Annotated in this window: 26 protein-coding genes; 13 read left to right on the top strand and 13 right to left on the bottom strand. The window is 72.7% G+C overall.

The genetic code is table 11. From position 1 onward, the window contains the following. The first annotated feature begins 13 nt into the window (after positions 1–13). Both J3A75_RS09320 and J3A75_RS09315 read left to right on the top strand, forming a co-directional pair. Positions 14–1,333, top strand: a complete 1,320-nt coding sequence (locus J3A75_RS09320) for an MFS transporter (RefSeq protein ID WP_029359924.1) — start codon at positions 14–16, stop codon at positions 1,331–1,333. A 68-nt stretch (positions 1,334–1,401) separates the two neighbouring features. Then, complete coding sequence (locus J3A75_RS09315; protein WP_029359925.1) at positions 1,402–1,599, top strand: hypothetical protein; 198 nt, start codon at positions 1,402–1,404, stop codon at positions 1,597–1,599. A gap of 101 nt (positions 1,600–1,700) precedes the next feature. On the opposite strand, the gene J3A75_RS09310 is transcribed toward J3A75_RS09315, so the two are convergent. The 3 genes from J3A75_RS09310 to J3A75_RS09300 form a co-directional block, all read right to left on the bottom strand. Then, complete coding sequence (locus tag J3A75_RS09310; protein WP_209650061.1) at positions 1,701–2,570, bottom strand: amidohydrolase family protein; 870 nt, start codon at positions 2,568–2,570, stop codon at positions 1,701–1,703. Positions 2,571–2,572: 2 nt separating this feature from the next. Further along, positions 2,573–3,877: an MFS transporter gene (locus tag J3A75_RS09305; RefSeq protein WP_012318074.1), complete on the bottom strand. Its 1,305-nt coding sequence runs from the start codon at positions 3,875–3,877 to the stop codon at positions 2,573–2,575. Between the two features lie 140 nt (positions 3,878–4,017). Continuing rightward, the gene (locus tag J3A75_RS09300; RefSeq protein WP_012318073.1) at positions 4,018–4,539 is read right to left on the bottom strand and encodes a hypothetical protein; all 522 of its coding nucleotides are present in this window, start codon (positions 4,537–4,539) and stop codon (positions 4,018–4,020) included. Between the two features lie 237 nt (positions 4,540–4,776). On the opposite strand from J3A75_RS09300, the gene J3A75_RS09295 reads away from it, so the two are divergent. After that, entirely contained in the window at positions 4,777–5,529 is a 753-nt protein-coding gene (locus J3A75_RS09295) for a phosphodiester glycosidase family protein (protein ID WP_373866328.1), read from the top strand. 195 nt (positions 5,530–5,724) lie between these two features. Here J3A75_RS09295 and J3A75_RS09290 read toward each other — a convergent pair whose 3' ends face one another. Further along, a complete protein-coding gene (locus tag J3A75_RS09290; RefSeq protein ID WP_029359928.1) occupies positions 5,725–6,843 on the bottom strand; it encodes an NADH:flavin oxidoreductase/NADH oxidase in 1,119 nt (372 codons plus the stop codon). Positions 6,844–7,030: 187 nt separating this feature from the next. On the opposite strand from J3A75_RS09290, the gene J3A75_RS09285 reads away from it, so the two are divergent. Then, positions 7,031–7,504: a hypothetical protein gene (locus tag J3A75_RS09285; protein ID WP_012318070.1), complete on the top strand. Its 474-nt coding sequence runs from the start codon at positions 7,031–7,033 to the stop codon at positions 7,502–7,504. Between the two features lie 44 nt (positions 7,505–7,548). Here the strand turns inward: J3A75_RS09285 and J3A75_RS09280 are convergent, their stop codons facing one another. Together J3A75_RS09280 and J3A75_RS09275 are read right to left on the bottom strand one after the other, a co-directional pair. Continuing rightward, entirely contained in the window at positions 7,549–9,477 is a 1,929-nt protein-coding gene (locus J3A75_RS09280) for a propionyl-CoA synthetase (protein ID WP_209650059.1), read from the bottom strand. A gap of 199 nt (positions 9,478–9,676) precedes the next feature. Continuing rightward, complete coding sequence (locus J3A75_RS09275; protein ID WP_012318068.1) at positions 9,677–9,859, bottom strand: YdcH family protein; 183 nt, start codon at positions 9,857–9,859, stop codon at positions 9,677–9,679. A 131-nt stretch (positions 9,860–9,990) separates the two neighbouring features. Between J3A75_RS09275 and J3A75_RS09270 the strand changes: the two genes are divergently transcribed. From J3A75_RS09270 to J3A75_RS09255, 4 genes are all read left to right on the top strand, one after another. After that, complete coding sequence (locus tag J3A75_RS09270) at positions 9,991–10,251, top strand: YdcH family protein (protein WP_012318067.1); 261 nt, start codon at positions 9,991–9,993, stop codon at positions 10,249–10,251. 78 nt (positions 10,252–10,329) lie between these two features. Next, positions 10,330–10,830, top strand: coding sequence for a 5-(carboxyamino)imidazole ribonucleotide mutase (gene purE / locus J3A75_RS09265; protein ID WP_012318066.1), 501 nt, complete (start codon positions 10,330–10,332; stop codon positions 10,828–10,830). Next, entirely contained in the window at positions 10,827–11,939 is a 1,113-nt protein-coding gene (locus J3A75_RS09260) for a 5-(carboxyamino)imidazole ribonucleotide synthase (RefSeq protein WP_012318065.1), read from the top strand. The genes purE and J3A75_RS09260 overlap by 4 nt, the downstream gene beginning before the upstream one ends. Positions 11,940–12,273: 334 nt before the next feature. Beyond that, a complete protein-coding gene (locus J3A75_RS09255; RefSeq protein WP_012318064.1) occupies positions 12,274–13,146 on the top strand; it encodes a tetratricopeptide repeat protein in 873 nt (290 codons plus the stop codon). 69 nt (positions 13,147–13,215) lie between these two features. On the opposite strand, the gene J3A75_RS09250 is transcribed toward J3A75_RS09255, so the two are convergent. From J3A75_RS09250 to J3A75_RS09235, 4 genes are all read right to left on the bottom strand, one after another. Continuing rightward, complete coding sequence (locus J3A75_RS09250) at positions 13,216–14,370, bottom strand: acyl-CoA dehydrogenase family protein (protein WP_059408710.1); 1,155 nt, start codon at positions 14,368–14,370, stop codon at positions 13,216–13,218. A gap of 193 nt (positions 14,371–14,563) precedes the next feature. Further along, positions 14,564–15,760, bottom strand: coding sequence for an acyl-CoA dehydrogenase family protein (locus J3A75_RS09245; RefSeq protein WP_029359931.1), 1,197 nt, complete (start codon positions 15,758–15,760; stop codon positions 14,564–14,566). A 2-nt stretch (positions 15,761–15,762) separates the two neighbouring features. Next, positions 15,763–16,947: an acetyl-CoA C-acyltransferase gene (locus tag J3A75_RS09240; RefSeq protein WP_209650057.1), complete on the bottom strand. Its 1,185-nt coding sequence runs from the start codon at positions 16,945–16,947 to the stop codon at positions 15,763–15,765. Positions 16,948–16,961: 14 nt separating this feature from the next. Further along, a complete protein-coding gene (locus J3A75_RS09235) occupies positions 16,962–19,031 on the bottom strand; it encodes a 3-hydroxyacyl-CoA dehydrogenase NAD-binding domain-containing protein (RefSeq protein ID WP_209650055.1) in 2,070 nt (689 codons plus the stop codon). Positions 19,032–19,368: 337 nt separating this feature from the next. Here J3A75_RS09235 and J3A75_RS09230 point away from each other — a divergent pair, with 337 nt between their 5' ends. From J3A75_RS09230 to J3A75_RS09215, 4 genes are read left to right on the top strand one after another with little or no spacing between them, the layout of a single operon-like run. Further along, positions 19,369–20,397, top strand: coding sequence for a nitronate monooxygenase family protein (locus J3A75_RS09230; RefSeq protein WP_179239973.1), 1,029 nt, complete (start codon positions 19,369–19,371; stop codon positions 20,395–20,397). Further along, positions 20,394–21,131: an enoyl-CoA hydratase-related protein gene (locus tag J3A75_RS09225; RefSeq protein ID WP_209650052.1), complete on the top strand. Its 738-nt coding sequence runs from the start codon at positions 20,394–20,396 to the stop codon at positions 21,129–21,131. The genes J3A75_RS09230 and J3A75_RS09225 overlap by 4 nt, the downstream gene beginning before the upstream one ends. Next, entirely contained in the window at positions 21,128–21,985 is an 858-nt protein-coding gene (locus J3A75_RS09220) for an IclR family transcriptional regulator (RefSeq protein ID WP_245364344.1), read from the top strand. The genes J3A75_RS09225 and J3A75_RS09220 overlap by 4 nt, the downstream gene beginning before the upstream one ends. An 11-nt stretch (positions 21,986–21,996) precedes the next feature. Further along, positions 21,997–23,193, top strand: coding sequence for a CaiB/BaiF CoA transferase family protein (locus J3A75_RS09215; RefSeq protein ID WP_024830815.1), 1,197 nt, complete (start codon positions 21,997–21,999; stop codon positions 23,191–23,193). Between the two features lie 37 nt (positions 23,194–23,230). On the opposite strand, the gene J3A75_RS09210 is transcribed toward J3A75_RS09215, so the two are convergent. Together J3A75_RS09210 and J3A75_RS09205 are read right to left on the bottom strand one after the other, a co-directional pair. Beyond that, a complete protein-coding gene (locus tag J3A75_RS09210; protein ID WP_209650050.1) occupies positions 23,231–23,608 on the bottom strand; it encodes a PH domain-containing protein in 378 nt (125 codons plus the stop codon). 257 nt (positions 23,609–23,865) lie between these two features. Next, positions 23,866–24,321 (bottom strand): Rrf2 family transcriptional regulator, encoded by a 456-nt coding sequence (locus J3A75_RS09205; protein ID WP_209650047.1) that lies wholly within the window; start codon positions 24,319–24,321, stop codon positions 23,866–23,868. Between the two features lie 87 nt (positions 24,322–24,408). Between J3A75_RS09205 and J3A75_RS09200 the strand changes: the two genes are divergently transcribed. Beyond that, a complete protein-coding gene (locus tag J3A75_RS09200) occupies positions 24,409–25,188 on the top strand; it encodes a class I SAM-dependent methyltransferase (protein WP_012318053.1) in 780 nt (259 codons plus the stop codon). A gap of 28 nt (positions 25,189–25,216) precedes the next feature. Here J3A75_RS09200 and J3A75_RS09195 read toward each other — a convergent pair whose 3' ends face one another. Beyond that, positions 25,217–26,233, bottom strand: coding sequence for a GDP-mannose 4,6-dehydratase (locus J3A75_RS09195; RefSeq protein ID WP_012318052.1), 1,017 nt, complete (start codon positions 26,231–26,233; stop codon positions 25,217–25,219). Positions 26,234–26,236: the final 3 nt, after the last annotated feature.

Below are 26,236 nucleotides of genomic sequence, written 5' to 3'. Positions count from 1 at the left end.
CGCGCGAGGATCGATGGCCGTCACCACAGCCGCCCCGGCCGCCGGGCCCGGACAGAACCAGTCGGCGCGCGCGGCGCTGGCGGCCTTCGTGGGCACCACGATCGAGTGGTACGACTTCTTCATCTACGGCACGGCGGCGGCCCTGGTGTTCGGGCCGCTCTTCTTCACGGCGGAATCGCCCTACATCGCCACGCTCTCGGCCTTCGGCACCTTCGCGGTAGGCTTCCTGGCCCGGCCGCTCGGCGGCCTGATCTTCGGGCATCTCGGCGACCGGTTCGGGCGCAAGCGCGCCCTGGTCGCGACGCTCGTGATGATGGGCATCGCCACCTCGTGCATCGGGCTTCTGCCGACCTACGCCTCGGTCGGCCTGTGGGCGCCGGTGATGCTGGTGGTCCTGCGGCTGATCCAGGGGCTCGCGGTCGGCGGCGAGTGGGGCGGGGCCGTGCTGATGGCCGCCGAGCACGCGCCGGCCGGGCGCAACACCTTCTTCGCCTCCTTCGCGCAGCTCGGCAGCCCGGCCGGGCAGATCCTGTCGCTGCTGGCCTTCCGCCTCGCGGGCCTGCTCGACAAGGAGAGCTTCCTGACCTGGGGCTGGCGGGTGCCGTTCCTGGTGAGCATCCTGCTGCTGTTCGTGGGGCTGGCGATCCGCCTCGGGGTCGCGGAATCGCCGGCCTTCGAGAAGGCCCGCGCCGCGGGCGGACCGCCGCCGGCCCCCGTGCGCGAGGTGCTGACGGCCTACCTCAAGCCGGTCCTGCTGGCGGCAGGCGCCAACACCTTCGCGATCGCCTCGGTCTACCTGTTCAACACCTTCATGATCGCGTTCACCACGCAGTATCTCGGCATCGCGCGGGCGACGATCCTCGACGCCCTGCTGATCGCCGCCGTGGTCCAGCTGGTGATGACCCCGGTGGGCGCCCGGATCGCGGAGGTGATCCGCAACGAGCGGCTGTTCCTCCAGGGGACGCTGGTCTGGGCGATGCTGGCCCCCTACCCGCTGTTCTGGCTGGTCGAGACCAAGTCGGTGCCGCTGATCGTGCTGGGCCTCGCCCTCAACGTCATCGGCAGCGCGACCTTCTACGCGGTGATCGCCGGCTACCTCGCGGGCGCCTTCCCGACGCGGGTGCGCTACACGGCGATCTCCATCGCCTACCAGTTCTGCGGCGCCCTCGCCGGCGGTCTCACCCCGATCGTCGGCACGGTGCTGGCCGAGCGCTTTCAGGGCCACTGGTGGCCGATCGCGGTGTTCGGGACGTGCCTCGCCGGCGTGTCGTTCCTGTGCGTCACGGCGATCAGCGGCTACCGGGCGCGGCAGCGGGGCTTCCTGGACGGGTGAGCGCGACCGGTCGAAGGCGCCGGATCCGGGTAACGCCGGATTCAGATCGGAGGTCTAGGGTCGGCGTCATGGATTCGATCGCCGCAGCCGCCGTCCAGATGCTGGGTTCGTCCCAGAGCCAGCAGATCGGCATCGCCGTCGCCAAGCAGCAGCTCTCGGCCGACAAGGCGGTCGCCGGCCTCGTGGCGGACAGCGCCGCCCAGGCGGCGAGCGCCGGCCCGCCGGCCCCCTCCGGACAGGGGCTGAGCGTCGACCGGCGGGTCTGACGGAAACGCCGCCCCCGCTTTCCGGGCCTCGCGCGACCCTGGATCGCTTCGCTGCGCTCGCGAGGACAGCGGGCTCTACGGAGCTTCTCGAACGCCGGCCCCTACGCGAAGCCGTAAAGCCGCCGCGGGTTGTCGACGAACACCATCCGGCGCCTGTCCGCGTCCGGCACCCAGTCCGCCATCAGGTCGAGGAGCGCCGTCGTCCGCGGCGGCCCGTCCCAGGCGGCCACGTGCGGCCAGTCCGAGCCCCAGAGGCAACGTTCCGGCGCGGCGTCGTTGAGCGCCCGGGCGAAGGGGATCGTGTCCGCGTAGGGCGGCCCGGTCACGGAATCCCGGAACGCGCCCGAGAGCTTGACCCAGTTCCCGTCGCCGACGAGGCCGAGCAGCGCCCGGAAGCCCGGATGGTCCACCCCCGCCGAGGTCGGCATGTGGCCCATATGGTCGAAGACCAGCGGCACCGGCAGCCGCGACAGGCGGCCGGCGATCGGCGGCAGATCGCGGGCATCGAGCAGGAACTGGAGGTGCCAGCCCATCTCGCGGGCGAGCGCCCCGTAGGATTCGACCGCGTCGAGCCCGACCCCGCCGCCGAACAGGACATTGAGGCGCAGGCCGACGACGCCGGCCTCCTTGAGCGCGGCGAGCTCCGTGTCGGGCAGGCCGAGCGGGATCACCGCGACGCCGCGCAGGCGTTGCCGGTGGGCGCGCAGCGTCTCGACCATTAGCCGGTTGTCGGTGCCGTGCACGCTGACCTGGATCAGCACGCCGTTGGCCATGCCGGTCCCGTCGAGCATCGCGAGGTACTGATCGGCCGGCGCCGCCGGGGGCGTGTAGCTCCGGTCCGCCACCAGCGGGTAGGCCGGCGGCAGGCCGATGACGTGGGCGTGCGTGTCGACCGCGCCGTCCGGCACGGCGTAGCGGGTCGGGCCTTCCGAATGCGGGTCCGGGGCGGGGCAGTCTCGGATCTCGGGCATGATCAGGAATCCGCGTGGAGGACCTTGCCGCGCGTCTCGGGCAGCGCGAAGGCCGCCAGGAAGAAGATCCCGTAGGCCACGGCCGCGAAGATCGCGATGGCGGAGGCGAGGCCGGCGCGCTCCGCGAGGTAGCCGACCAGCGCGGGGAACAGCGCGCCGATGCCGCGGCCGAAATTGTAGCAGAACCCCTGCCCCGAGCCGCGCAGGCGGGTCGGGTACAGTTCGGTCAGGAAGGCGCCCATGCCGGAGAAGTAGCCGGAGGCGAAGAAGCCCAGCGGGAAGCCCAGCACCCACAGCACCCCGTTCGAGAGCGGGATCTGCGTGTAGGCGACGATCACCGCGATGGCGCCCAGCGAGAAGATCAGGAACAGCGGCCGCCGCCCGAGCCGGTCGGCGAGCCACGCGCCCACGAGGTAGCCGGTGAACGAGCCGATGATCAGGGCCGCGAGGTAGCCGGTTGACGACACGATCGACAGGTGGCGCTCGGTGGTGAGGAAGCGCGGCACCCAGGTGGTGATCGCGTAGTAGCCGCCCTGGCAGCCCGCCGCCGCCAGCGAGGCGAGCAGCGTCGTCTTGAGGATCGGGCCGGAGAAGATCTCCCAGATCTGCGGCCGGTCGCCCGTGGCGGCGGCCCGCGCGCGGGATTCGGCGGCGACCTCCGGCTCCTTCACGTAGCGGCGCAGGTAGAAGACCAGCAGCGCCGGCAGGGCGCCCACCGCGAACATCCAGCGCCACGCGGTCTCGGGCGGCAGGACCGAGAACAGCACCGCCTGCGACAGGACCGCGAGGCCCCAGCCGATCGCCCAGCCGGACTGGACGGAGCCCACCGCCCGGCCGCGATACTCGGCCCGGATCGTCTCGCCGATCAGCACCGCGCCGGCCGCCCACTCGCCGCCGAAGCCGAGGCCGAGCAGCGCCCGCGCGATGAGGAGCTGCTCGAAGTTCTGCACGAAGGCGCAGAGCAGGGAGAACAGCGAGAACCAGAGGATCGTGATCTGCAGGGTCAGCACCCGGCCGATCCGGTCGGCGACGAAGCCCGCGAGCCAGCCGCCGAGCGCCGAGGCCAGCAGCGTCACCGTGGCGGCGAGCCCGGCCGTGCCGGCATCGACGTGCCACAGAGCCATGATCGTCCCGATCACCAGCGGGTAGATCATGAAGTCCATGCCGTCGAGGCACCAGCCGGCGGCGCAGGCCCAGAAGGTGTGCCGCTCCGGCGGCGTCATCGATCGGTAGAAGGCGGAGAGGCTGGCGTCGCGGATCTCGACCGCGTCCACGCCCGTGGGCCCCTGCCCGGTTGCTGAACTCATCACCGCCTCCCGCCGCCCAATACCAGTATCAGCGTCCCAGGCAGAGCTGTCCAACGATGCGGCGGGTCACGCAAGGAACAGGAAAGGAAAAGGCCGCCCGGAGGCGGCCTGTCCCGTTCTTTTTGGCGGTCGATCGACGCTCAGTAGCAGCGCTCGACCAGCACCCGGCGGTAGCCGTAGGGCGTCCAGCGCACCCGCGGGACCGTGTAGCAGCCGCCGCCGTAGCCGTAATCGTAGGCCGCCGGGGCGTAGTAGCCACCGTAGCCGTAGCCTGGGTAGCCGTATCCGTAGCCGCCGTAGAGGCTGCCGGCCGCGAGGCCGAGCCCGACGCCGAGGCCCAGGCCGCCGAGTCCGTAGCCGTAGCCGCCGCGATAGCCGTAGCCGCCGCGCCAGCCGTAACCCCGCCCGTAGAAGCCGCGGCCGTAGCCGAAGCCGCCCGGACGGAAACCGACACCGCGGAAGCCGCCACCGAAGCCGCCGTTGCGGAATCCCCCGAACCCGCCGCCCCGGAAGCCGCCGCCGAAACCGCCACCGTGGAAGCCGCCGCCGAAGCCGCCGCCGTGGAAGCCGCCGCCGCCGAATCCGCGCGCGTCCGCGCTGGCCGGCGCCAAGGCCAGAGCACCCGCCGCCAGCAGGGCCGAGCCGAGCACTGCACCCTTCATCACGTCATCTCCGTGGAAACACGCCCTCTGCGGCTAAGAACGCCCGAATCGGGAAAACGGTCCAGCCCCGCCCGCGGCGCGGCCGCGAGACGCATCCGGACCCATTCGGACCCATTCGGACCCATCCAGCTTCATCCCGGCGCCCTCGGGCACGAAATTCGCCGCTTTCCGGAGCGAAGGGCGCGCCGATCGAGCTTCGCCGTCCCCGAATCGCGTCTTCCGATCGGCATGGAACGAATGATGATGCTGCGCCCGGCTCACGCCTTGTTGATCGTGCTGCTCGCCCTCGCGGCCCCGGCCCGGGCGGCCTCTCCGGCCGCCGCCGAGCCCTGCCGGGCGGTCGAGGCCCAGGGTGAGACCTTCACGGTCTGCACCATCGACCTCCGGAAGCAGCGGCTGCGGCTGTTCTGGCTCCAGGACGACGGCAAGCCCTACGGCGCCCTCGGCACCCTCGCCGAGAAGCAGGGCGGCCGCCTCGCCTTCGCGATGAACGCCGGGATGTACGACAAGGACCAGGCGCCGGTCGGCCTCTACGTCGAGGACGGGCACGAGCTGAAGCGCGTCTCCACGACCGACGGGCCGGGCAACTTCCACCTGAAGCCCAACGGCATCTTCTGGGTGAAGGGTGAGCGCGCCGGGGTGGTCGACACGGCCCGCTATCTGCGGGCGAAGATCCGGCCGGATTTCGCCACGCAGTCCGGGCCGATGCTGGTGATCGACGGCCAGATCCACCCGAAGATCGCCGCCGACGGGCCGAGCCAGAAGATCCGCAACGGCGTCGGCGTGCCCGGCGACGGGCATGTGGCGATCTTCGCGATCTCCGAGCGCCCGGTGACCTTCGGGGCCTTCGCGCGGCTGTTCCGCGACGATCTCGGCTGCCGCAACGCCCTGTTCCTCGACGGCTCGGTCTCCAGCCTCTACGCGCCGAATCTCGGCCGCTCGGACATCAGCCGGCCGCTCGGGCCTCTGGTCGGGGCTCTGCCGCGCTGAGGGGCGGTTCCGGGCTTGCGTGACTGCGGCGGGTTGGCCCTCGATCCCGATCCCGCGATCAGGCTGGCTCAGACGACGCCCGCACCGCCATCGCGGGCTCGCCCGCGGCCCTCGGAACGACGGTGCGGTCGGCCGGCGACGGAGCACCCGCCGCGGCTCGTCCGCCGCCGGCCGTTCCAGGCGCGGCGGCCGCCCTCAGCGCTGGCCGAAGGCCGTGTCCTTGAACAGGTCCTTGTACTCCCGCGGCTGCGAGCGCCAGTACTGCCTGGGCGCGCGCACCCGGGCGCCGAGCTCGGCCGCCGCGTGCCAGGGCCAGCGCGGATCGTACAGCATGGCGCGGGCGAGCGAGATCGCGTCCGCCTTGCCCTCCTGCAGGATCGTCTCCGCTTGGTGCGCCTCGGTGATCAGCCCCACCGCGATCGTGGTGAGGCCGGTCTCCGCCTTGATCCGCTCGGCGTAGGGCACTTGGTAGCCCGGCCCGAGCTTGATCGCCTGCTTCGGCGAGACGCCGCCCGTGGAGACGTGGAGCGCCGGCGACCCGGCCCGCTTGAGCGCCTGGGCCAGCTCGATGGTCTCGTCCAGGTCCCAGCCGTCCTCGACCCAGTCGGTGGCCGAGACCCGCAGCCAGACCGGGCTGCCGGCGGGCACGACATCGCGCACCGCGTCGTAGACCTCGAGGGGGAAGCGCATGCGGTTCGCGAGGCTGCCGCCGTACGCGTCCGTCCGCTTGTTGGCGATCGGCGACAGGAACTGGTGCAGCAGATAGCCGTGGGCGCCGTGCAGCTCCACCGCCTCGATGCCGAGGCGCACGGCCCGCTTGGCGGTGGCCACGAACGCGTCGCGGACGCGCTTCAGGTCGGCGGCGTCGAGGGCGTGGGGCGGGACCTCGCCCTCGCCGTGGGCGACCGCCGAGGGCGCCTCGGTGCGCCAGCCGTAGGCGTGCTCCGGCGGAATCTGCTGGCCGCCGGCCCAGGGCGCCTCGCTCGAGGCCTTGCGCCCGGCATGGGCGATCTGGATGCAGACCGGGATCGGCGCGTACTCGCGCACGGCGTCGAGCACCCGACCCAGCGCCCGCTCGCAGCCGTCGTTGTAGAGGCCGAGATCCCAGGCGGTGATCCGCGCCTCCGGAGAGACCGCGGTGGCCTCCAGGGTCAGCAGGCCCGCCCCCGACATGGCGAGCTGACCGAGGTGCATCATGTGCCAGTCGGTCGCCTCGCCGTCCCGCGCCGAGTACTGGCACATCGGCGCGACGAGGATACGGTTCTCGAGCGTGAGCGCGTCGAGCGTCAGCGGTTCGAACAGGCGAGCGGTCATCGGCAACTCCTGGTGGAAGGGCCACTCTGGCCCAGGACGGGCGCGGCGGCCAGTGCGGTGCGGCAGAGCACCTCTGCGGGCAGGCGATGCGGGAACTTGCGGATGTGACCGCCCGTTTCCTGGCCTGTCGCCGCATCGCGGCAATCGACGCGAACCGCCTGAGGGGGCGAGATCGCCCGAGGTCCAGATGATGCTCACCAAACTCGCCGTCCCGCTCGTCCTGGCCGCCGGCTGCGCCGCCCTCGCGGGCGCGGCGCAGGCCCAGCCGGCCGCCTTCGGCGGACCCAAGATGCTGATCCACGGCAATTACTGCGGGCCGGGCAACAACGCGCCCCTCCCGCCGATCGACGCCCTCGACGCGGCCTGCGCGCGTCACGACGCCTGCACGCCGGAGGGGGGATTGCCCTCGCAGGCCTGCAACCTGCGCCTCAAGCAGGAGGCGACGCTGATCTCGCGCGATCCAAGTCAGCCGGACGACGTCCGGTCCCTCGCCGGCCTCGTGGCCGCCACCGCGACTCTGATCCCGTCCGAGCCGAACGCGCGGCGTGTGCCGGCCTCGGTCACCACCGGTCCCGCCTCGGGTGCCTACGTGCCCGCCGTGACGCGGCCGGCGCCGACGGTCGATGTCGACCCCGACGACGACGGCGCCGACGCGGACTGAGGCGAGCCGCAGCCCTCGACGCTCCGTCGGCGCGGCCCGGCGGCCTACCGGGCCGCGCCGATCCCCCGGTCCTTCAGACTGTCTCCGATCTCGTCGAGGGCGGCCGCGTCGTCGATCGTCGCCGGCATCGTCCAGGGCTCGTGGTCCGCGATGCGCTTCATGGTCGCCCGCAGGATCTTGCCCGACCGGGTCTTGGGCAGCCGCGGCACGGTGAGCGCCAGCTTGAACGCCGCTACCGGGCCGATCTCGTCCCGCACCTTCGCGACGAGTTCCCGCTCGATCGTCTCGGTCGGCCGGGCGACGCCGGCCTTGAGCACCACGAACCCGCAAGGGACCTCGCCCTTCAGCGCGTCGCGGATGCCGATGACCGCGCACTCCGCCACGTCCGGGTGGCTCGCCAGCACCGCCTCCATGCCGCCGGTGGACAGGCGGTGGCCCGCGACGTTGATGATGTCGTCGGTCCGTCCCAGGACCGTGATGTAGCCGTCCCCGTCGATCACCCCGGCATCCGACGTGTCGTAGTAGCCCGGGAAGGTGGCGAGGTAGCTCGACCGCATCCGGTCGTCCGAGCCCCACAGGGTCGGGAGGCAGCCGGGCGGGAGCGGCAGGCGGATCGCGATGGTGCCCATGGTCCCCGCCGGAACCGGCCTGCCGCCCTCGTCCAGGACTTCGACCCGGTAGCCCGGCATCGGCACGCAGGTGCTGCCGTGCTTCACCGGCAGGAGGCCGAGGCCCATCGGGTTGCCGGCGATCGGCCAGCCGGTCTCGGTCTGCCACCAATGGTCGACGACCGGCCGGTCCAGCACGCGCTCGGCCCAGGCGACCGAGTCGGGATCGGCGCGCTCGCCCGCCAGGAACAGGCTGCGGAAGGCCGAGAGGTCGTACGCGGCGATCCGGGCGCCCTTCGAGTCCTCCTTCTTGATCGCCCGCAGCGCCGTCGGCGCGGTGAACAGGCAGACCACCCCGTACTCGGCGACCACCCGCCAGAAGGCGCCGGCATCGGGCGTGCCGACGGGTTTTCCCTCGTACAGCACCGTGGTGCAGCCGTGCAGGAGCGGCGCGTAGACGATGTAGGAGTGGCCCACCACCCAGCCGATGTCGGAGGCGCAGAAGTAAGTCTCACCGGGCTGGACGCCGTAGAGGTTCGGCATCGACCAAGCCAGGGCGACGAGGTAGCCGCCGGTGTCGCGGACGACGCCCTTCGGCTTCCCGGTCGTGCCGGAGGTGTAGAGGATGTAGAGCGGGTCGGTGGCGGCGACCGGCACGCAGTCCGCATGCCGCCCCGCCGCCCGGGCCGCCGCGACGGTCTCGGCCCAGTCGCGATCCCGTCCCGCGACGAGGGTCGCGGGCCCCTGCGGGCGCTGGAGGATCAGGCAGGCCTCCGGCTTGTGCCGCGAGGCCGCGATCGCCGCGTCGAGGAGCGGCTTGTAGGCGACCACGCGGTTCGGCTCGATCCCGCAGGAGGCGGCGAGCACCACCTTCGGCGCCGCGTCCTCGATCCGCACCGCCAGCTCCTTGGCGGCGAAGCCGCCGAACACCACCGAGTGGACCGCGCCGAGCCGCGCGCAGGCCAGCATGCCGAACAGGGCCTCGGGCACCATCGGCATGTACAGGATCACCCGGTCGCCCTTGCCGACGCCGAGATCGGCGAGCACGGCGGCCAGCACCGCCACCTCGTCGCGCAGGACCCGGTAGGTGATGCTGCGCTTGGTCCCGGTGACGGGCGAGTCGTAGCGGATCGCCACCTGATCCACCCGGGCGCCGTCGGCGTGACGGTCCACCGCGTTGTGGCAGGCGTTCAGGGTGCCGTCCGGGAACCATCGGCCGTAGGGGCCGGAATCCGGCGCGAAGGCCCGTTCCGGCGACCGCGCCCAGTCGAGGGCCCGCGCGGCGCCGAGCCAGAACGCCTCGGGGTCGCGGCGGGCCGATTCGTAGATCTCCGGGTAGCGGCCCGGCAGGCTGGCTCTCGTCATCGGTTCGGCGTTTCCTCACGGGCCGCTCTCCGGCGGCGGCCCGCAGAGTAGCCCATTCTCGGGCGCGCGGGAGTGGTCCCGGGCGAGAAGGCCGCGCCCGGCTGCGGCGCGAGGCCCGCCATGAGAAAACCGCCGCACCGGGGCGCCCGGTGCGGCGGTCGTCAGCTCGGATTCGCTATCGGATCGGACGTGTCAGGCGTCAGTGCAACGTGTCGTTGCCCGCCTGGAGCTTGTTGATCTCGTCCTTGAGGAGGAGTTTCCGTCGCTTCAGCTCGGCAATGTGGAGGTCGTTCGCCGAAGGTCTGTGGATCGCTTCCTGAATCTCGCGCTCGAGGGCTTCGTGCTTCCGGGCGAGTTGGTTCAGATGCGTCTGCAGCGACATGAGTCGAATCTCCTGTCATCGTTTCGACACACCGAGATTGGCACAGGATGTCGGACCTGTCGAAGCGTTTTCTGCTGCTAAGTCTGATGATTGCTTACCGCGCCGCCTTGTCCGGCGCCGGAGCGTGACGCATGCTCTCGGGCGACGAACGGTCTTCGGGTTCTCAGGTGACGATGGCGGACGAGGCGGGTGAGGGTGCGCAGTCGGATCTCCTGGGCGAGCTGGCGCGGCTGCGCGAGGAGCACCGGGATCTGGACAGCGCCATCGAGGCGCTGGAGCGCAGCGTCGCCGGGGACCAGCTCCAGATCCAGCGCCTGAAGAAGCGCAAGCTCACGCTGCGCGACCGCATCTTCCACATCGAGGACGCGCTCACGCCGGACATCATCGCCTGATGCCGGTGGACGCCCTCGGGCCCCGCCTTGCCGCCGGCCCGCACCGCCTGTAAGCGCCCTCTTTTGCCGGGATCAACGATGGCGTCGCCTCCTCCGGTCGCGATCATCATGGGCAGCCAGTCCGACTGGGCGACCATGCGTCATGCCGCCGAGACGCTCGACGCGCTCGGCGTGCCGTACGACGCGCGCATCGTGTCGGCCCACCGCACGCCGGACCGGCTCGTGGCCTTTGCCAAGGGCGCGGTCGCGGCCGGTCTCAAGGTCGTGATCGCGGGCGCGGGCGGCGCCGCGCACCTGCCCGGCATGGCGGCCGCGATGACCCGCCTGCCGGTCTTCGGCGTGCCGGTCGAATCGAAGGCCCTGTCTGGCCAGGACAGCCTGCTCTCCATCGTCCAGATGCCGGCCGGCATCCCGGTGGGGACCCTGGCGATCGGCCGGGCTGGGGCCGTCAACGCGGCCCTGCTCGCCGCGGCGGTCCTGGCGCTGACCGACCCGGGCTTGGCGGAGCGCCTGGAGGCGTGGCGCGCGGCCCAGAGCGCCTCGGTGGCCGAACGGCCGGTGACGGAAGAGAACGCGTGACGGACAAGATCCTCGGCCCCGGCTTCACCCTCGGCATCGTCGGCGGGGGCCAGCTCGGGCGCATGATCGCGCTCGCGGCGGCCGATTACGGCCTCAAGGCGCATGTCTACGCGCCCGACGCGGACAGCCCCGCCTTCGACGTGGCCGCCCGGACCACCTGCGCGGCCTACGACGACGCCGCGGCGCTGGCGGATTTCGCCCGCAGCGTCGACGTCGTGACCTACGAGTTCGAGAACATCCCGCACGCCACCGCCGACGTGCTGGCCCGGCACGCCGCCCTGCACCCGAACGCGCGGGCGCTCTCGACCACGCAGGACCGCCTCTCCGAGAAGGAGTTCATCAACGGCCTGGGCATCCCGACGGCGCCGTTCCGGGCGGTGGACACCCCCGACGACCTCGACCGGGCGATCGAGGTGATCGGCCTGCCGGCCGTGCTCAAGACCCGCCGCTTCGGCTACGACGGCAAGGGGCAGCGCATGCTCCGCGAGCGGGCCGAGGGCGACCGCAACGCCCTGTTCGCCGAGTTCGGCGGCGCGCCGCTGATCCTGGAGGGCTTCGTGCCGTTCGAGCGCGAGGTCTCGGTGGTCGGCGCGCGCGGGCGCGACGGCAGCTTCGCGGCCTACGACCTCTGCGAGAACGAACACCGCGACCACATCCTGGCGCTGACCCGGGTGCCGGCGCCCGGCGTGTCCGCCGAGACGGGCCGCGCCGCCGTCGAGATCGCCCGGCGGATCGCCGACGCCCTCGACTACGTCGGCGTGCTGGCCGTCGAGATGTTCCTCGTCCGCGAGGACGGGGCTGAGCGGCTCGTGGTCAACGAGATCGCGCCCCGGGTCCACAATTCCGGCCACTGGACCAGCGAGGGGGCGCTGACCTCGCAGTTCGCCCAGCACGTCCGGGCCGTCTGCGGCTGGCCGCTGGGCGATCCGGGCCGGGTCGGCGGCCTCCCCGTCGAGATGCGCAACCTGATCGGCGCCCAGGCCGACGACTGGCACGCCCTGCTGGCCGAGCCCGGCGCCCACCTGCACCTCTACGGCAAGGGCGAAGCGCGCCCCGGCCGCAAGATGGGTCACGTCACCCGCCTCGGGGCCGGCCCGACCGGTTCCTGAGGCTTCGAAGGCACACAAGCGCCGCCGCATGACCGCCGGAGGGCCGTCCGCGGCCCCGCGCGACGGTCGAGCCATACCTTCGCCACATCCCGCCGCTTCCACGGAACCGTGGTCGGTTCCGAATGCTGTCGATCGCGTCCGCCCGCACTGCCTCGGTCCCGCCGGGACCGGGCGGGGGCCGGGGCACGACGCGGCGCTTCTTAAGCCGGCCTTCACCGTGATGCGCGACGGTGCCCCGACTTCGGGTGTGCCCGGCGCAGGGCGCGGGCTCTTGGACTGTGAGGGGCGGGGCGGGCACGCGCGGAGCGGGCGACGCCTCGGGGAGAGTGGGGCGATGAACGTACGCATCCGGCTGGGACGGAAGACGGCACTGATCGGCGCGGCCTTGGTCTCGGCCGCCGGCCTCGCGGGCTGCGAGACCGTCGGCAGCGCGGCCGGCCCGCGGCAATACGCGGTCTTGGAGAAGGACACGACCGGCGCCACGAACGTCAACATCGCGTCCCTGACCGAGGTGGTGCAGCGCAACCCGAACGACGCGGCGGCCTACAACACCCGCGGCGCCGCCTACGCCCGCGCCGGCCAGTTCAACGACGCCATCGCCGACTTCACCAAGGCGATCCAGCTCGATCCGAACTCCGCCTCCGCCTACAACAACCGCGCCCTCGCGAACCGCCAGATCGGCCGCGACGGCCCGGCACTGCAGGACTTCTCCAAGGCGATCGGGATCGATCCGAATTACGGGCCGGCCTATATCGGCCGCGCCAACGTCGAGCGCGCCCAGGGCAACCTCGACCAGGCTCTGAACGACCTCAACGTCGCGATCCGCCTGAGCCCCGAATCCGCGCAGGCCTATCACGCCCGCGGCCTCGTGAAGCAGAAGCAGGGCCAGGACACCCAGGCGATCGCCGATTTCGACGCCGCCATCGACCGCGACCCGTTCGTGGCCGCGCCCTACGCGGCCCGCGGCCAGAGCCTGATCGCGACCAACCAGTACGCGAAGGCGATCGAAGACTACAATGCCGCGCTGAACGTGAACGCCAAGGACGCCACGTCCTGGGCCTATCGGGGCCTCGCCTACGAGAAGCAGGGCCAGCGCAAGGAGGCGATGGAGAACTACCAGCGCGCCTCGACGATCGACCCCAACAACACCGTCGCGCGGGCCGGCCTCGGCCGCGTGCAGGGCGGGGTCGGCTCGCTGTTCAACTGATCCCGGTCATCCCGGCGCCCTCGTCCCGGGGCGCCGGAAGTCTCCTTCGTCGAGGCCGCGTCGCGGTCCTCAGGCCGCCAGCAGCCCGTTCTCGTCCTGCGTGATCCGGCGCAGGTGGTGGGCGGTGTCGCCGAGCTGGTACTCGATCATGGCGAGCCGCTTGAAGTGGTGGGCGCCGACATACTCGAGCGTCATGCCGATGCCGCCGTGGAGCTGGACCGCCTCCTGGCCGACGTAGCGGCAGGCCTTGTTGATCTGCACCTTTACGGCCGACAGGGCCGCGGCCCGCGCCCGCGCGTCCGGCGTGTCCACCATCATGGCGGCGTAGAGCGCCATCGAGCGCGCCTGTTCCAGCTGGATCAGCATGTCCACGGCCCGGTGCTGCAGGGCCTGGAACGAGCCGACGCTGACGCCGAACTGCTTGCGGGTCTTGAGGTACTCGACCGTGAGCTTGTGGAGCGCGTCCATGGAGCCGACCGCCTCGGCGGCGAGCGCCGCGATGCCGTGCTCCACCACCCGCTCCAGGAGCGGCAGGCCGTCCTCCGGATCGCCGAGCGCCGCGTCGGCGGGGACCTGCACTTCCGAGAAGGACACCTCCGCGGCCCGGCCGCCGTCCTGGGTCGGATAGGCCTCGACGGCGACGCCGGCGGCGTCCGTCGGGACCAGGAACAGGCCGAGTCCGCGGGGATCGCGCCGCTCGCCCGAGACGCGGGCGGAGACCACCATCAGGCCGGCCGCGTCGGCGTTGGGCACGACGCTCTTGGCCCCGCTCAGCACGAACCCGTCGCCGCTGCGCCGGGCCGCGGTGGCCACGTCGGCGATGTCGTAGCGGGACTGGCGCTCGGTGTGGGCGAGGGTCAGGCGCAGGTCGCCGGCGACGAGTCCTGGGACGAGGCGCGCCTTCTGCGCGGCGCTGCCGCCGAGCCGGAGGGCCGTCGAGCCCAGCACGAGGCTCGCGAGCAGGGGTTCGACCACGAGGTTGCGGCCGACCGCCTCCATGACCAGCATGGTCTCGACCGGGCCGCCGCCGAGGCCGCCCTCCTCCTCGGAGAAGGGCAGGCCGGCGACGCCGAGCTCGGCGAAGGCCGTCCAGCCCTCCTCGGGGAAGCCGAGGGGCGCCTTGAGCCGCGCCTGCCGGCTCTCCAGCGAGGGGTAGAGGTCGGCGGCGAGCCGCTCGACGCTGTCGCGCAGGAGCGACTGGTCCTCGTTCAGGTCGAAATCCATGGTGTTCCCTCGCGGATATCGTCGGGGGCGCCCGGCACTGGTCCGTCCCACCAGATCCCCTCATCCTGAGGTGCCGGAGCGCAGCGAAGGCCTCGAAGGAGGCCTCCGGGAGTCGCCGCGATCCCTGGAGCCCTCTCGCGAGGCTGCCGCGCAGCCCCGCAGGACGAGGGAGAGGTTGGAACGAGGCGCTGACTCACAAACCCAGAATGCCCTTGGCGATGACGTTGTGCTGGATCTCGTTCGAGCCGCCGTAGATCGAGACCTTGCGGTTGTTGAAGTAGCTCGGCGCGGCGGCGTCGACCCAGTCGAAGCCGCCGGGCAGGTTGTTGGCCCCTGCCCCGCGCGCGGGCGCCGCGAGGGCGAAGGGCCCGGCGAGCTCGACGAGCAGCTCGGTCGCCGCCTGCTGGAGCTGCGAGCCGCGGATCTTGAGGAGCGACGAGGCGGGGTCCGGCTCCACCGAATCCGCCCGGCCCTGCTTGGCCGCCACCCGCATCTGGGTGATCTCCAGGGCCTTCAGCTCGACCTCGACCTCCGCGACGCGACCGCGGAAGGCGGGATCGTCCCACATCGTCCCGGACCCGGCCGGCATCTCGCGGGCCAGCCGCTTGATCCGGGCGATCCGCTCCTTGGTGAGCCCGATCCGGGCGATGCCGGTGCGCTCGTTGGCGAGCAGGAATTTCGCGTAGTCCCAGCCCCGGTTCTCCTCGCCCACGAGGTTCTCGACGGGCACGCGCACGGCGTCGAAGAAGACCTCGTTGACCTCGTGCCGGCCCTCCAACGTCAGGATCGGCCGCACGGTGATCCCGGGCGTCGTCATGTCGATGAGAAGGAAGGAGATGCCGCGCTGCTTCTTGGCCTCGAAGTCGGTGCGCACCAGGCAGAAGATCCAGTCGGCGTGCTGGCCGAGCGTCGTCCAGGTCTTCTGGCCGTCCACGACGTAGTGGTCGCCGTCGCGCACCGCCTTGGTCTTGAGCGAGGCGAGGTCCGAGCCGGCGCCGGGCTCCGAGAAGCCCTGGCACCACCAATCGTCGAGATTGGCGGCGCGCGGCAGGAAGCGTTCCTTCTGGTCCTGCCGGCCGAAGGTCGCCAGCACCGGGCCGAACATGTAGCAGTTGAACTGCTGCGGCAGCGGCACGGCCGCCTGGAACAGCTCCTCGGTGTAGATGTAGCGCTGGATCGGGGTCCAATCCCGGCCGCCCCATTCCTGCGGCCAGTGCGGCACCGCCCAGCCCTTGGCGTTGAGGATCCGCTGGCTCGTGACGTAATCGTCCTTGGTGAGGCTGCGCCCCTCCGAGACCTTCCTGCGGATCTCGGCGGGGATCTCCGTCCGGCAGAAGGTGCGGACCTCGTCGCGGAACGCGATCTCTTCGGACGTGAAGCGGAGATCCATCGTCAGCCTCCGATCTCGAACAGGCCGGCGCAGCCCTGGCCGCCGGCGACGCACATGGTCACCACGGCGTAGCGCGCGCCGCGGCGGCGGCCCTCCAGCAGCGCGTGGCCCACGAGTCGGGCCCCCGACATGCCGAACGGGTGGCCGACCGCGATGGCGCCGCCGTTGACGTTGACCCTCGAAGGGTCGATCCCGAGCCTGTCGCGGCAGTAGACCGACTGGGACGCGAAGGCCTCGTTCAGCTCCCACAGGTCGATGTCGGAGACGCGCAGGCCCTGCCGCTCCAGGAGCCGCGGCACCGCGAAGACCGGGCCGATGCCCATCTCGTCCGGGCCGCAGCCCGCCGAGGCGAAGCCCCGGAAGGTGCCGAGCGGCGTCAGGCCCCGCCGCGCCGCCTCGTCGGCCGACATCAGCACGCTGGCCGAGGCTCCGTCCGAGAGCTGGCTGGCATTGCCCGCCGTGATGAAGGCCCCCTCCCCGCGCACGGGTTTGAGCTTCGCGAGCCCTTCGAGGGTGGTGTCCGGCCGGTTACCCTCGTCCTTGGCGAGCCGGGTCTCGACCTCCCGGGTCTCGCCGGTGGCCTTGTCGGTCACCGCCATCACGGCGCTCATCGGGACGATCTCGTCGTCGAAGAGGCCGCGCGCCTGGGCCTCGGCCGTGCGGCGCTGGCTCTCCAGTGCGAATCGGTCCTGCGCCTCCCGGGAGATGCCGTAGCGTTCCGCCACGATGTCGGCGGTCTCGATCATCGGCATGTAGATCGCCGGCAGGTGGGCCTCCAGCCACGCGTTGCGGGTCAACTCCCGCTGGACCTTCGGCTGGACGAGGCTGATCGACTCAACGCCGCCGGCCACCGCCACCGGCACGCCGTCGAGGACGATCCGCCGGGCCGCGCTGGCGATCGCCTCCAGCCCCGAGGCGCAGAAGCGCGAGACGGTGACGCCGGCCGACTCGACCGGGATCCCCGCGACCAGGGCCGCGTGGCGGGCGACGTTGCCGCCCGTGGCGTTCTCCGGATAGCCGCAGCCGAGGACCACCTCCTCGACCGCCTCGGGCTCCAGGCGCGCCCGGTCCAGGGCGCCGCGGATCGCGTGGGCGGCGAGGTCGGCGCCGCGGGTGAGGTTCAGGGCGCCGCGATGGGCCTTGCCGATGGGCGTGCGGGCGGTCGCGACGATCACCGCGTCGGTCATGATCTCCCTCCCGCTCAGGCGTTCTTCAGATCGGCGAAGCTGCCGCCCTCGGCGGCGAGGCGCTTCAGGAGCGGCGCCGGCTCCTGGCTGTCGTCGCCGGTCTCGGACGCGAAGCGGGTCAGCGCCTCGGCGATCGTCTTGAGACCCACCGTGTCGGCCCAGTGCATCGGGCCGCCGCGCCAGGCCGGCCAGTTGTAGCCGTTGATCCAGATCGTATCGATGTCGCCGGGCCGGGCCGCGATGCCCTCCTCCAGGATCCGCGCGCCCTCGTTGACCATCGGGTACATCAGCCGCGCGACGATCGCGTCGGCCGTGAAGCTGCGGCGAGCAACGCCGTGCTCGGCGGCGACCCGCGCGATCAGCGCCTCGACCTCGGGATCGCGCGTGCCGGTGCGGGCACCGTCCGGGTACAGGTAGAAGCCGCGGCCGGTCTTCTGGCCGAACCGGCCCTGCTCGGCGAGCGAGTCGGCGACGGGGGCCCGCCCGCCGAAATCCTTGCGCGAGCGCCAGCCGATATCGAGCCCCGCGAGGTCGCCCATGGCGAAGGGCCCCATCCGGAAGCCGAAGCCGGTGACCGCCGCGTCGACCTCGTGGGGCAGCGCGCCCTCGAGCAGCAGGCGCTCGCCGGCCCGGCTGCGACGCTCCAGCATGCGGTTGCCCACGAAGCCGAAGCAGACCCCCACCGCGACCGGAAGCTTGTTGAGGCGCTTGCCCAGGTCGAGGGCGGTGGCGAGCACCTCCGGCGCGGTCTTCTCGGCCCGGACCACCTCGACGAGGCGCATGACGTTGGCCGGGCTGAAGAAGTGCAGGCCGAGCACGTCCTGCGGCCGGTTCGTGACCGCCGCGATGGCGTTCACGTCGAGATACGAGGTGTTGGTGGCCAGGATCGCGCCGGGCTTGGCGATATGATCGAGTTCGGAAAAGATCCCGCGCTTGACGCCCATATCTTCGAAGGCCGCCTCGACGACGATGTCGGCCTCCCTGGCGTGCTCCAGACCGATCGCGCCCGTGATCCGGCCGACCCGCTCCTCGCGCTGGGCCTCGGTGATCGAGCCCCGCTTCGCCGAGCCGGCGTAGAGCGCCTTCACCCGGTCGAGGCCGCGCGTCAGGGCGCCCTCCTCAGTCTCGATCACCGTCACCGGGATGCCGGCATTGGCGAAGCACATGGCGATACCGCCACCCATCGTGCCGGCGCCGATCACGGCGGCCGTGCGGATGGGGCGGCGCGGCGTGTCCTTCGGCAGGCCGGGCACCCGGGCGGCCTCGCGCTCGGCGAAGAAGGCGTAGCGCAGGGCCTTCGAGCGCGGATCCTCCACCAGGGCGCGGAACTCGGCCCGCTCCACCGCTACCGCGGCATCGAAGTCCTGCTCCAGGCCGGCGCGCACCGCCCGCGCCAGGGCGTGGACGTTGGTGGCGTCGGGATCGCGCTTCACCGCCTCGGTGGCCTGCGCCTCGAACCGCTCCCGGGCCTCGGGCGTGAGCTTGTCGGAGCGGTCGCGCACCCGCGGCAGCGTCCCCGCATCGGCGAGTTCCAGGGCGCGGGACCGGGCCTCCGCCACGAGGTCGCCCAGCACCACGGCATCGACGATGCCGAGCGCCGCCGCCTTCTCGGCGGAAACCGGCTCGCCGGTGAGCATCATCGGGAAGGCGGCGTCGGGCCCGATCAGGCGCGGCAGGCGCTGCGTGCCCCCGGCGCCCGGGATGATCCCGAGCTTGATCTCCGGCAGGCCGATCCTGGCCGACGGGGCCGCGACGCGGCCGTGGCAGGCCATCGCCAGCTCCAGGCCGCCGCCGAGGGCCGCGCCGCCGATCGCCGCCACCACGGGCTTCGGGCTGGCATCGAGCCGGTCCAGGATGTCGGGAAGGCTCGGCGGGCGCTGCGGCTTGCCGAACTCGCCGATGTCGGCGCCGCCGACGAACACCTTGCCCTCGGCGGCCAGCACGACGGCGCGGACCGACACGTCCGCGATGACCTGCGTCAGGGCCTCGTCGAGGGCCGCCCGCAGCGCGGCGCCCAGCGCGTTGACCGGCGGGTTGGCGAGCGTGAGCACCGCCACCCCGCCATCGACCTCCTGACGAACCACCCGATGCTCCCTGATGTTCTGCAATGCAGAATGAACGTTCGCAATTCGGCGGGATGTTGGTCCGAGTGATCGCGAGCGTCAAGGACGGGCGGCACAGGTTCTCTCCGGGTCGCCGACCGTTCCGCAGTGCAGAAACTCCGCGGCTCGGCCGTTTGACCCAGGGCCCGGGGCCGTGGCATCACAACGGCCCTGGACGAGACTCGGTTGCGGACGCCGCCCGGCGCGCGAAAGCCGGGCTGCCGGGAGGCAGGGGGAGGATCGCGGTGCGCGGCAAGGATCGGGACGAGCGGCCCGGGGGCGCCTGTCCGGCGCCGGTTCTGGCGGCCGGGAGCGGGCGGTGAGCGACGGTCCCGAGCGAGACCCGGGCGGGCGCCTGCCCGAGATCCTGCGCGGCCGGCTCGCCCTGCCGGTGATCTGCGCCCCGATGTTCATCGTGTCCGGCCCGGAGCTGGTCATCGCCCAGTGCCTGTCCGGCGTGGTCGGTTCCTTCCCCGCGCTGAACGCCCGACCGGCCGAGCTCCTCGACGAGTGGCTCTCGCGGATCACGCAGACGCTCGCGCAGGCCCGCGCCGCGGACCCGTCGCGGCGGATCGCGCCGTTCGCGGTGAACCAGATCGTCCACGCCTCCAACGACCGGCTGGCCCAGGATGTCGAGGCCTGCGTCCGGCACCGGGTGCCGATCATCATCACGTCGCTGCGGGCGCCGGACGCCGTGATCCGCCCGGTGCACGCCTATGGCGGGGTGGTGTTCCACGACATCACCACCGTGCGCCACGCCGAGAAGGCCCTGGAGGCCGGCGTCGACGGGCTGATCCTGGTCTGCGCCGGGGCCGGGGGCCACGCCGGCACGCTGAGCCCCTTCGCCCTCGTCGGCGAGATCCGGCGGTTCTACGACGGTCCGCTGATCCTGTCGGGGGCGATCACCTCGGGCTCGGCGATCCTGGCGGCCCAGGCCATGGGCGCCGACCTCGCCTACATGGGCACCCGCTTCATCGCCACCCGGGAGGCGAACGCGGCGGTGGCCTACAAGGACATGATCGCCGGCAGCGCGGCCGCCGACATCCTCTACACCCCCTACTTCACGGGCGTGCCGGGCAACTACCTCACGCCGAGCATCCGCGCCGCCGGGCTCGATCCCGAGGCGCTGCCGGCGCGCGACAAGACCGCGATGAATTTCGGCAGCGGCAGCGTGAAGGCGTGGCGGGACGTCTGGGGCGCCGGCCAGGGCGTCGGCACCATCGCGGACGCGCCGGCGACCGCCGACCTCGTCGCCCGCCTCGCCCGGGAATACGCGGCGGCGCGGGCGCGGACGGCCGGCAGCGCGGCGGACTACGCGGCGGACCGCGCCGGCGGGGTCGCCCCGTGAGCGTCCGCGTCGCCGATCCGGAGCCCGGGATCCGGCTCGTCACGATCGACCGGCCGGAGCGGCGCAACGCCCTCGACCGGGCGACCTACGCGGGCCTGACCGACGCCCTGGACACGGCGGGAAGGGACGCGGAGGTGCGCGCCCTCGTCTTCACCGGCGCGGGCGGCTGCTTCACCGCCGGCAACGATCTCAAGGATTTCCAGGACGTCGAGACCGCGGGCGCCAGCCCCGGCCTGACCTTCCTCAAGGCCCTGCGCGCCTGCCCGCTCCCGGTCGTGGCCGCCGTGGAGGGCCACGCGGTCGGCATCGGCACGACGCTGCTGCTCCACTGCGACCTCGCCTACGCGGGGGACGGGGCGCGGTTCCGCCTGCCGTTCACGGCCCTGGGCCTCAGTCCGGAGGGCGGGTCGAGTTACCTGCTGCCCCTGGTGGCGGGATCGAAGCGCGCCGCCGAGCTGCTGATGCTCGGCGAGCCCTTCACGGCCGCGGACGCCGCCGCGGCCGGCCTGATCAACGCCGCCGTCCCGGCCGGGACGGCCCTGGAGACCGCTCTGACCAAGGCGCGCGCGCTCGCCGCCCTGCCCCGGGTCTCGATCGCCGCCACCAAGCAGGCCCTGCGCCGCGGCCACGACGACAGCGTCGCCCGCGCCCTCGACGCGGAGGCGGAGGTCTTCCACGCCCTCCGCCGCGGTCCGGCGGCGCAGGCGGCCTTCGCGGCGTTCCTGCGCCGATGAGCGGGCCGATGGAGGCGGATGCGGGCCTGCGCACCGGATCCGACGGCGCCGAGCCCGACGCTGGCGGGTCCGACGCAGGCGGGTCCGGCGCGAAGGAGGACCGGCACTTCGTTACGGCGCTCGCCCGGGGACTGTCGGTGCTCGCCTGCTTCGGCCCGGGGCGCACGAGCCTCGCCAACCACGACATCGCGGAGGCCTGCGGGCTGCCGCGCTCCACCGTGTCGCGGCTGACCTACACGCTGACCAAGCTCGGCTACCTGCAGCACATGCCCGAGCTCGGCCGGTACCGCCTCGGCACCGCCACCATCGCGCTGAGCTCGGCCGCCCTGGGCGGTCTCGACGTCCGCGCCATCGCCCGGCCGGTGCTGCGCGCGGTCGCGGAGGCGGCCAACGCCTCGGTGGGGCTCGGGGTGCGCGACCGGCTCAGCATGCGCTACGTCGAGTGCCAGCGCGGCCCAGCGGCGATCTCGCTCAACCTTGACACCGGCTCGCGCATCTCGCTCGCCCGCAGCGCCATGGGCCGCGCCTACGTGGCGGTCTGCCCGGACCGGGAGCGCGCGGGCATCTACGAGGACCTGAAGGCGCTCGATCCCGTGGCCTGGCCGGCGCTGCGCGCCGGCCTCGACCGGGCGGTGGAGGAGCACCGGGACCTCGGCTGCTGCACCTCGTTCGGCGAGTGGCAGGAGACGGTCTGCGCCATCGCGGTGGGGTTCCATCCCGGCGGCGGCCTGCCGCCCATGGCGGTCAATTGCGGTGCCCCCACCGTCATCACCGACGCGCGCTTCCTCCTGGAGGTGGCGCGCCCGAAACTGATCGACGCCGTGCGCAGTCTCGACGGCGTCATGGGAGCCTGAGGACTTTCGCGATGGATGCCGTTGCCGACCTGCCGCTCGCCGGAATCCGCGTCCTCGACCTGTCCCGGGTCCTGGCCGGACCCTGGTGCGCGCAGGTGCTGGGCGATCTCGGCGCCGACGTGATCAAGGTCGAGCACCCGGAGCGCGGCGACGACACCCGCGACTGGGGCGTGCCGACGAGCCCCGGTAACACCTCGTATTTCGACAGCGTGAACCGCAACAAGCGCTCGATCGGCGTCGACCTCGCCACGCCGGACGGCCTGGCGATCGTGAAGGCTCTGGCCCGCGACAGCGACGTGCTGGTCCAGAACTTCAAGACCGGCGGGGCCGAGAAGCTCGGCCTCGGCTACGCGGCGCTCGCGGCGGAGAATCCCGGCCTGATCTACTGCTCGATCGCCGGCTACAGCTCCGACGGCTCGGAGGCCGGCCGGCCCGGCTACGACCTCGTGGTCCAGGGCGAATCCGGCGTGATGGCGCTCAACGGCGAGGCCGGGGGACCGCCGCTCAAGTTCGGGGTCGCGGCGGTCGACCTGTTCACCGGCCAGTTCGCCGCCCAGGCCGTGCTGGCGGCCCTGTACCAGCGGGAGCGGACCGGGCGCGGCCGGACCGTCGACCTCGCCCTGTTCGACTGCGGCGTGGCGCTGACCTCCTATTACGGCCTCGAGGCGCTCGCCCGGGGGATCGATCCGCCCCGCTACGGCAACGCCCACCCGTCGATCGTACCCTACGGGGTGTTCGAGGCCGGCGACGGGCCGGTGGTGATCACGGTCGGCAACAACGGGCAGTACCGCCGCTTCTGCGAGCAGGTGCTGGAGCGCCCGGACTGGGTCGCCGACCCGCGCTTCGCCACCAATCTCGACCGGTCGCGCAACCGCGCCGCCTTCATCCCGGTGCTGGAGGCCGAGCTCGCCAAGTGGGAGCGCGCGCCGCTGATCGCGCGGCTCAGGGCCGCGGGTATCCCCTGCGGCGAGGTGATGGGCCTGCGCGAGGCGCTCACCTGCGACCGCGCCCGGGAGGCCGGGCTGGTGGTCGCGGCGTCGGAGAACGCCCACGTCATCGCCCCGCCCTACCGGCTCGACGGGCGCCGGCTGCCGGTGCGGCGGATGCCGCCGGGCCTTGGGGATTCGAGCGCCGAGATCCTGGCGGAGCAGCTGGAGTATCCAGAGGACGCGCGCGACGCGCTGCGGGCCAGGGGCGTGGTCCGGTAGGCGGGCCGTCGCCTGCCGGCGCGTGCCGTGTGCCGGGCTAGCGCAGCACGCCCTCGGCGAGCGCCCGCTGGATACCCCGGACATCCGCGCCCTTCTTCAAGGTCCGCTGGATCGGCTCCGCCGCCCCCGAGACCCAGATCTTCAACTCGGCGTCGAGGTCGAACGTGCCGGCGGTCTCGACCGAGAAGCGCACGATCGCGCGGTACGGCACCGACAGGAACTCGACCTTGCTGCCGGTCACGCCGTGGACGTCGATCAGGATGACGCGGCGCTCGGTGAACACGAACACGTCCCGGATGATCTTGAAGGCGAGCCGCGCCGTCTCGCCCTCGATCAGGATGCCGGCGAGCCGGCGCTCCAGGGAGGCCGCGTCGACGGCCGAGCCGTGTCCGAGCAATCCGTCCAGAAGGCCCATGGCCGATCATCTCGTGCTGGTCCGCGTCGACGCGGAGCATGGCGTCTGGCCGTCGGCGCGGCAACCGCCCGGCGCGATCCGGTCCCCGATCCGGACCGCGATCCCGGTCGCGCGGCGTGCCTCGGGCATCGTCCGGGCGCCGACCAGTGGGCACGGATCATGGATGAGCGGCCGGAGAGTCGGGGCATAGCGTCGACGAAGCAGTTTCATGAGGCTGCCTATCGGGCGCGACGCCGGGCCCGGCGTCGCGCCCGGCGTCACGCGCAGCTCGAGGCGTCCAACGGCCCCCCGGGCCGACACCGGGCGTCGAAGCTCCGCGCGAGCTCGGCGAGGCTGACGGAACCGAGCCGCGCGACCAGGAGGGCCTCGGCCTCGCGCAGCGTGTCCTCGACCGCCTCGTTGACGACCTTCTCGACGGCGCAGGCCGGGTTCGCGCGATCGCTGCCGATCGCGAAGATGCGCGGACTGCCGACCGCGCGGTGGACGTCGAGCAGCGAGACCGCGCTCAGGTCCGCCGCGATGGTCCATCCACCGCCGTGCCCCTTCTCCGATTTCACGTAGCCCGCGTTCCGGAGCCCGGCCATCGTGCGGCGGACGACCACGGGGTTCGTCCCGAGCATTCGCCCGATCGCCTCGGACGTCATCGGTCCGTCGTGGCGCGCCATGTGAAGCAGCACATGGAGCGTTCGGGAGAGGCGGCTGTCGGTGCGCACCCGTCGATCCACCACACCGAACTCGGGATTGGCAACCGCTCGCCATCACGATACTTATCAAGTTGCGTGATGGCGAGGGTTGTGGCGATGCGCGAGTTCGAGAACCCGGATCGGTGGGACAAGGTCGCCGAGCACTACGCGACGACCGCCCACCCGTTCACGGCGCGCTTCGCCGAGGCGGCGCTCGCGCGAGTGCCGCTGACCGAAAGCAGCCGCGTCCTCGACGTCGCGGCCGGCACCGGCGCCCTCGCGCTGGCCGCGGCGCGGACGGGGGCGCAGGTCCTGGCGGTCGACTTCTCGCCGGGCATGGTCGCGCGCGTCGCCGGGGCGGGCTCGGCCAATGTCGAGGCGCGGGTCATGGACGGCCAGGCGCTCGCCCTCCCCGACGGCGGCTTCGACGCGGTGTTCTCGATCTTCGGGGTGATCATGTTCCCCGACTGGCGGAAGGGGCTCGCCGAGATGGCGCGCGTGACGCGGCCCGGGGGCTGGGGCATCGTCGCGACGTGGCAGGATCAGGGCGCGGCGACGTTCCTGCTGCTCGGCGAGATCCGCCGCCGGCTGTTCCCCGAGCGCGAGAGCCGGGCGATGCCCGAAGGGGTGCGGGTGCTCGGCGATCCGGCCGGGTTCACCCGGGAGATGGTCGCGGCCGGATATGGACCGCCCCGGATCGAACGCGTGACCTTCGACTACGCCCTCGACGTCGCCCTGCTGGACGACCCCGACACGGTGTTCGGCCTGTCGCCGGACTGGGTGGACCTGAGTGCGGACGACCGGGCCGCGGTGACCGCGGAGGCGCGGCGCGTGGCGGGCGGCCGGCCCGTCCTGCCGATCCCCTCCACCGCGCTGATCGCCGTCGCGGAGCGGTGAGCGCCGCTTCGGTGCGAGACCTCCCGCCTCAACTGGACCCCTGCGCGTCCGCCAAGCGCGCCCGCGCGTCGTCCAGAACCCGGGTCAGGGCCGCGTCCCACGAGACCCGCGGCTGCCAGCCGGTGGCGGCGTGGAGGCGGCCGGCATCGCCCGCGGCCAGGGGAATCTCGGTCGGCCGCACCCGCTCCGGGGCGACGCGGATCTCGAACGGGACCCGGGCGCGGGCGCGCAGATCCTCGAGGACGCTGGCGATCGTCCGCGGCTGGCCCGAGCTGATATTGAAGACGCTCCCGTCCGCCAGGGAGTCCGCCCGGCCGATCAGGTCGGCATAGGCGTTCGCCACGTCGGCGACGTCGAGGAAGTCGCGGTAGGAGGAGAGATTGCCGACCTCCAGGCACGGCGGCACGAGGCCGGCCTCGATCCGGGCGATCTGGCCCGCGAAGGAGGCCACGACGAAGCGCTCGTCCTGGCCGGGGCCGATATGGTTGAACGGCCGCAGCACGACGAGCTTCACGCCGATCCGGGGCAGCAGGTCGCGGAGCAGCTGCTCGCCCACCCATTTCGACCGCGCGTAGGTGTTGCGCGGCAGCGGCTCGACCGCCTCGCTCAGGGCGTGGCCCGCCAGGAAGGCGCTGCCGTAGACTTCGCCGGAGCTGACGAAGAAGAAGGTGCAGCCCGGCACCGCCTCCACCGCGGCCACGAGGTTCATCAGGCCGTTGACGTTGACCCGCCACGTCTGGCCCGGACCGCTCGCGGAATCCGCCACCGAGGCGAGGCCCGCCAGGTGGAGGATCGCGGTCGGCCGGAACCGCGCCACGAAGCCGCCGAGCGCGGCCTCGTCGAGGAGGTCGATCGCCGCGTAGGTGACCCCCTCCGGCAGGCGCGGCGACCGCCCCCGCCCGATCCCGGCCACGCAGTCGCCCGCCCGCGCCGTCGACCCCGCCAGGAGCGGCAGCACGTGGCCGCCCACGAAGCCCGCCGCCCCGGTGACGAGGATGCGCCGCGCGGCGGGGCCGCCGGCCGCGTGGGGAGAGGGCGCGCTCACGGC

This window comes from Methylobacterium sp. PvP105 (genome assembly GCF_017876975.1).
GTDB classification, from domain to species: Bacteria; Pseudomonadota; Alphaproteobacteria; order Rhizobiales; family Beijerinckiaceae; genus Methylobacterium; species Methylobacterium radiotolerans.
This window is presented reverse-complemented; position numbering and strand designations above follow the sequence as displayed.

Coding starts and splice junctions, on each gene's coding strand:
- J3A75_RS09255 (WP_012318064.1), top strand. CDS start 12,274: ATGAACGTACGCATCCGGCTGGGACGGAAGACGGCACTGATCGGCGCG.
- purE (WP_012318066.1), top strand. CDS start 10,330: ATGGCGTCGCCTCCTCCGGTCGCGATCATCATGGGCAGCCAGTCCGAC.
- J3A75_RS09295 (WP_373866328.1), top strand. CDS start 4,777: ATGATGATGCTGCGCCCGGCTCACGCCTTGTTGATCGTGCTGCTCGCC.
- J3A75_RS09280 (WP_209650059.1), bottom strand. CDS start 9,477: ATGACGAGAGCCAGCCTGCCGGGCCGCTACCCGGAGATCTACGAATCG.
- J3A75_RS09305 (WP_012318074.1), bottom strand. CDS start 3,877: ATGAGTTCAGCAACCGGGCAGGGGCCCACGGGCGTGGACGCGGTCGAG.
- J3A75_RS09270 (WP_012318067.1), top strand. CDS start 9,991: ATGCTCTCGGGCGACGAACGGTCTTCGGGTTCTCAGGTGACGATGGCG.
- J3A75_RS09275 (WP_012318068.1), bottom strand. CDS start 9,859: ATGTCGCTGCAGACGCATCTGAACCAACTCGCCCGGAAGCACGAAGCC.
- J3A75_RS09240 (WP_209650057.1), bottom strand. CDS start 16,947: ATGACCGACGCGGTGATCGTCGCGACCGCCCGCACGCCCATCGGCAAG.
- J3A75_RS09215 (WP_024830815.1), top strand. CDS start 21,997: ATGGATGCCGTTGCCGACCTGCCGCTCGCCGGAATCCGCGTCCTCGAC.
- J3A75_RS09210 (WP_209650050.1), bottom strand. CDS start 23,608: ATGGGCCTTCTGGACGGATTGCTCGGACACGGCTCGGCCGTCGACGCG.
- J3A75_RS09310 (WP_209650061.1), bottom strand. CDS start 2,570: ATGCCCGAGATCCGAGACTGCCCCGCCCCGGACCCGCATTCGGAAGGC.
- J3A75_RS09285 (WP_012318070.1), top strand. CDS start 7,031: ATGATGCTCACCAAACTCGCCGTCCCGCTCGTCCTGGCCGCCGGCTGC.
- J3A75_RS09320 (WP_029359924.1), top strand. CDS start 14: ATGGCCGTCACCACAGCCGCCCCGGCCGCCGGGCCCGGACAGAACCAG.
- J3A75_RS09250 (WP_059408710.1), bottom strand. CDS start 14,370: ATGGATTTCGACCTGAACGAGGACCAGTCGCTCCTGCGCGACAGCGTC.
- J3A75_RS09315 (WP_029359925.1), top strand. CDS start 1,402: ATGGATTCGATCGCCGCAGCCGCCGTCCAGATGCTGGGTTCGTCCCAG.
- J3A75_RS09220 (WP_245364344.1), top strand. CDS start 21,128: ATGAGCGGGCCGATGGAGGCGGATGCGGGCCTGCGCACCGGATCCGAC.
- J3A75_RS09245 (WP_029359931.1), bottom strand. CDS start 15,760: ATGGATCTCCGCTTCACGTCCGAAGAGATCGCGTTCCGCGACGAGGTC.
- J3A75_RS09300 (WP_012318073.1), bottom strand. CDS start 4,539: ATGAAGGGTGCAGTGCTCGGCTCGGCCCTGCTGGCGGCGGGTGCTCTG.
- J3A75_RS09200 (WP_012318053.1), top strand. CDS start 24,409: ATGCGCGAGTTCGAGAACCCGGATCGGTGGGACAAGGTCGCCGAGCAC.
- J3A75_RS09290 (WP_029359928.1), bottom strand. CDS start 6,843: ATGACCGCTCGCCTGTTCGAACCGCTGACGCTCGACGCGCTCACGCTC.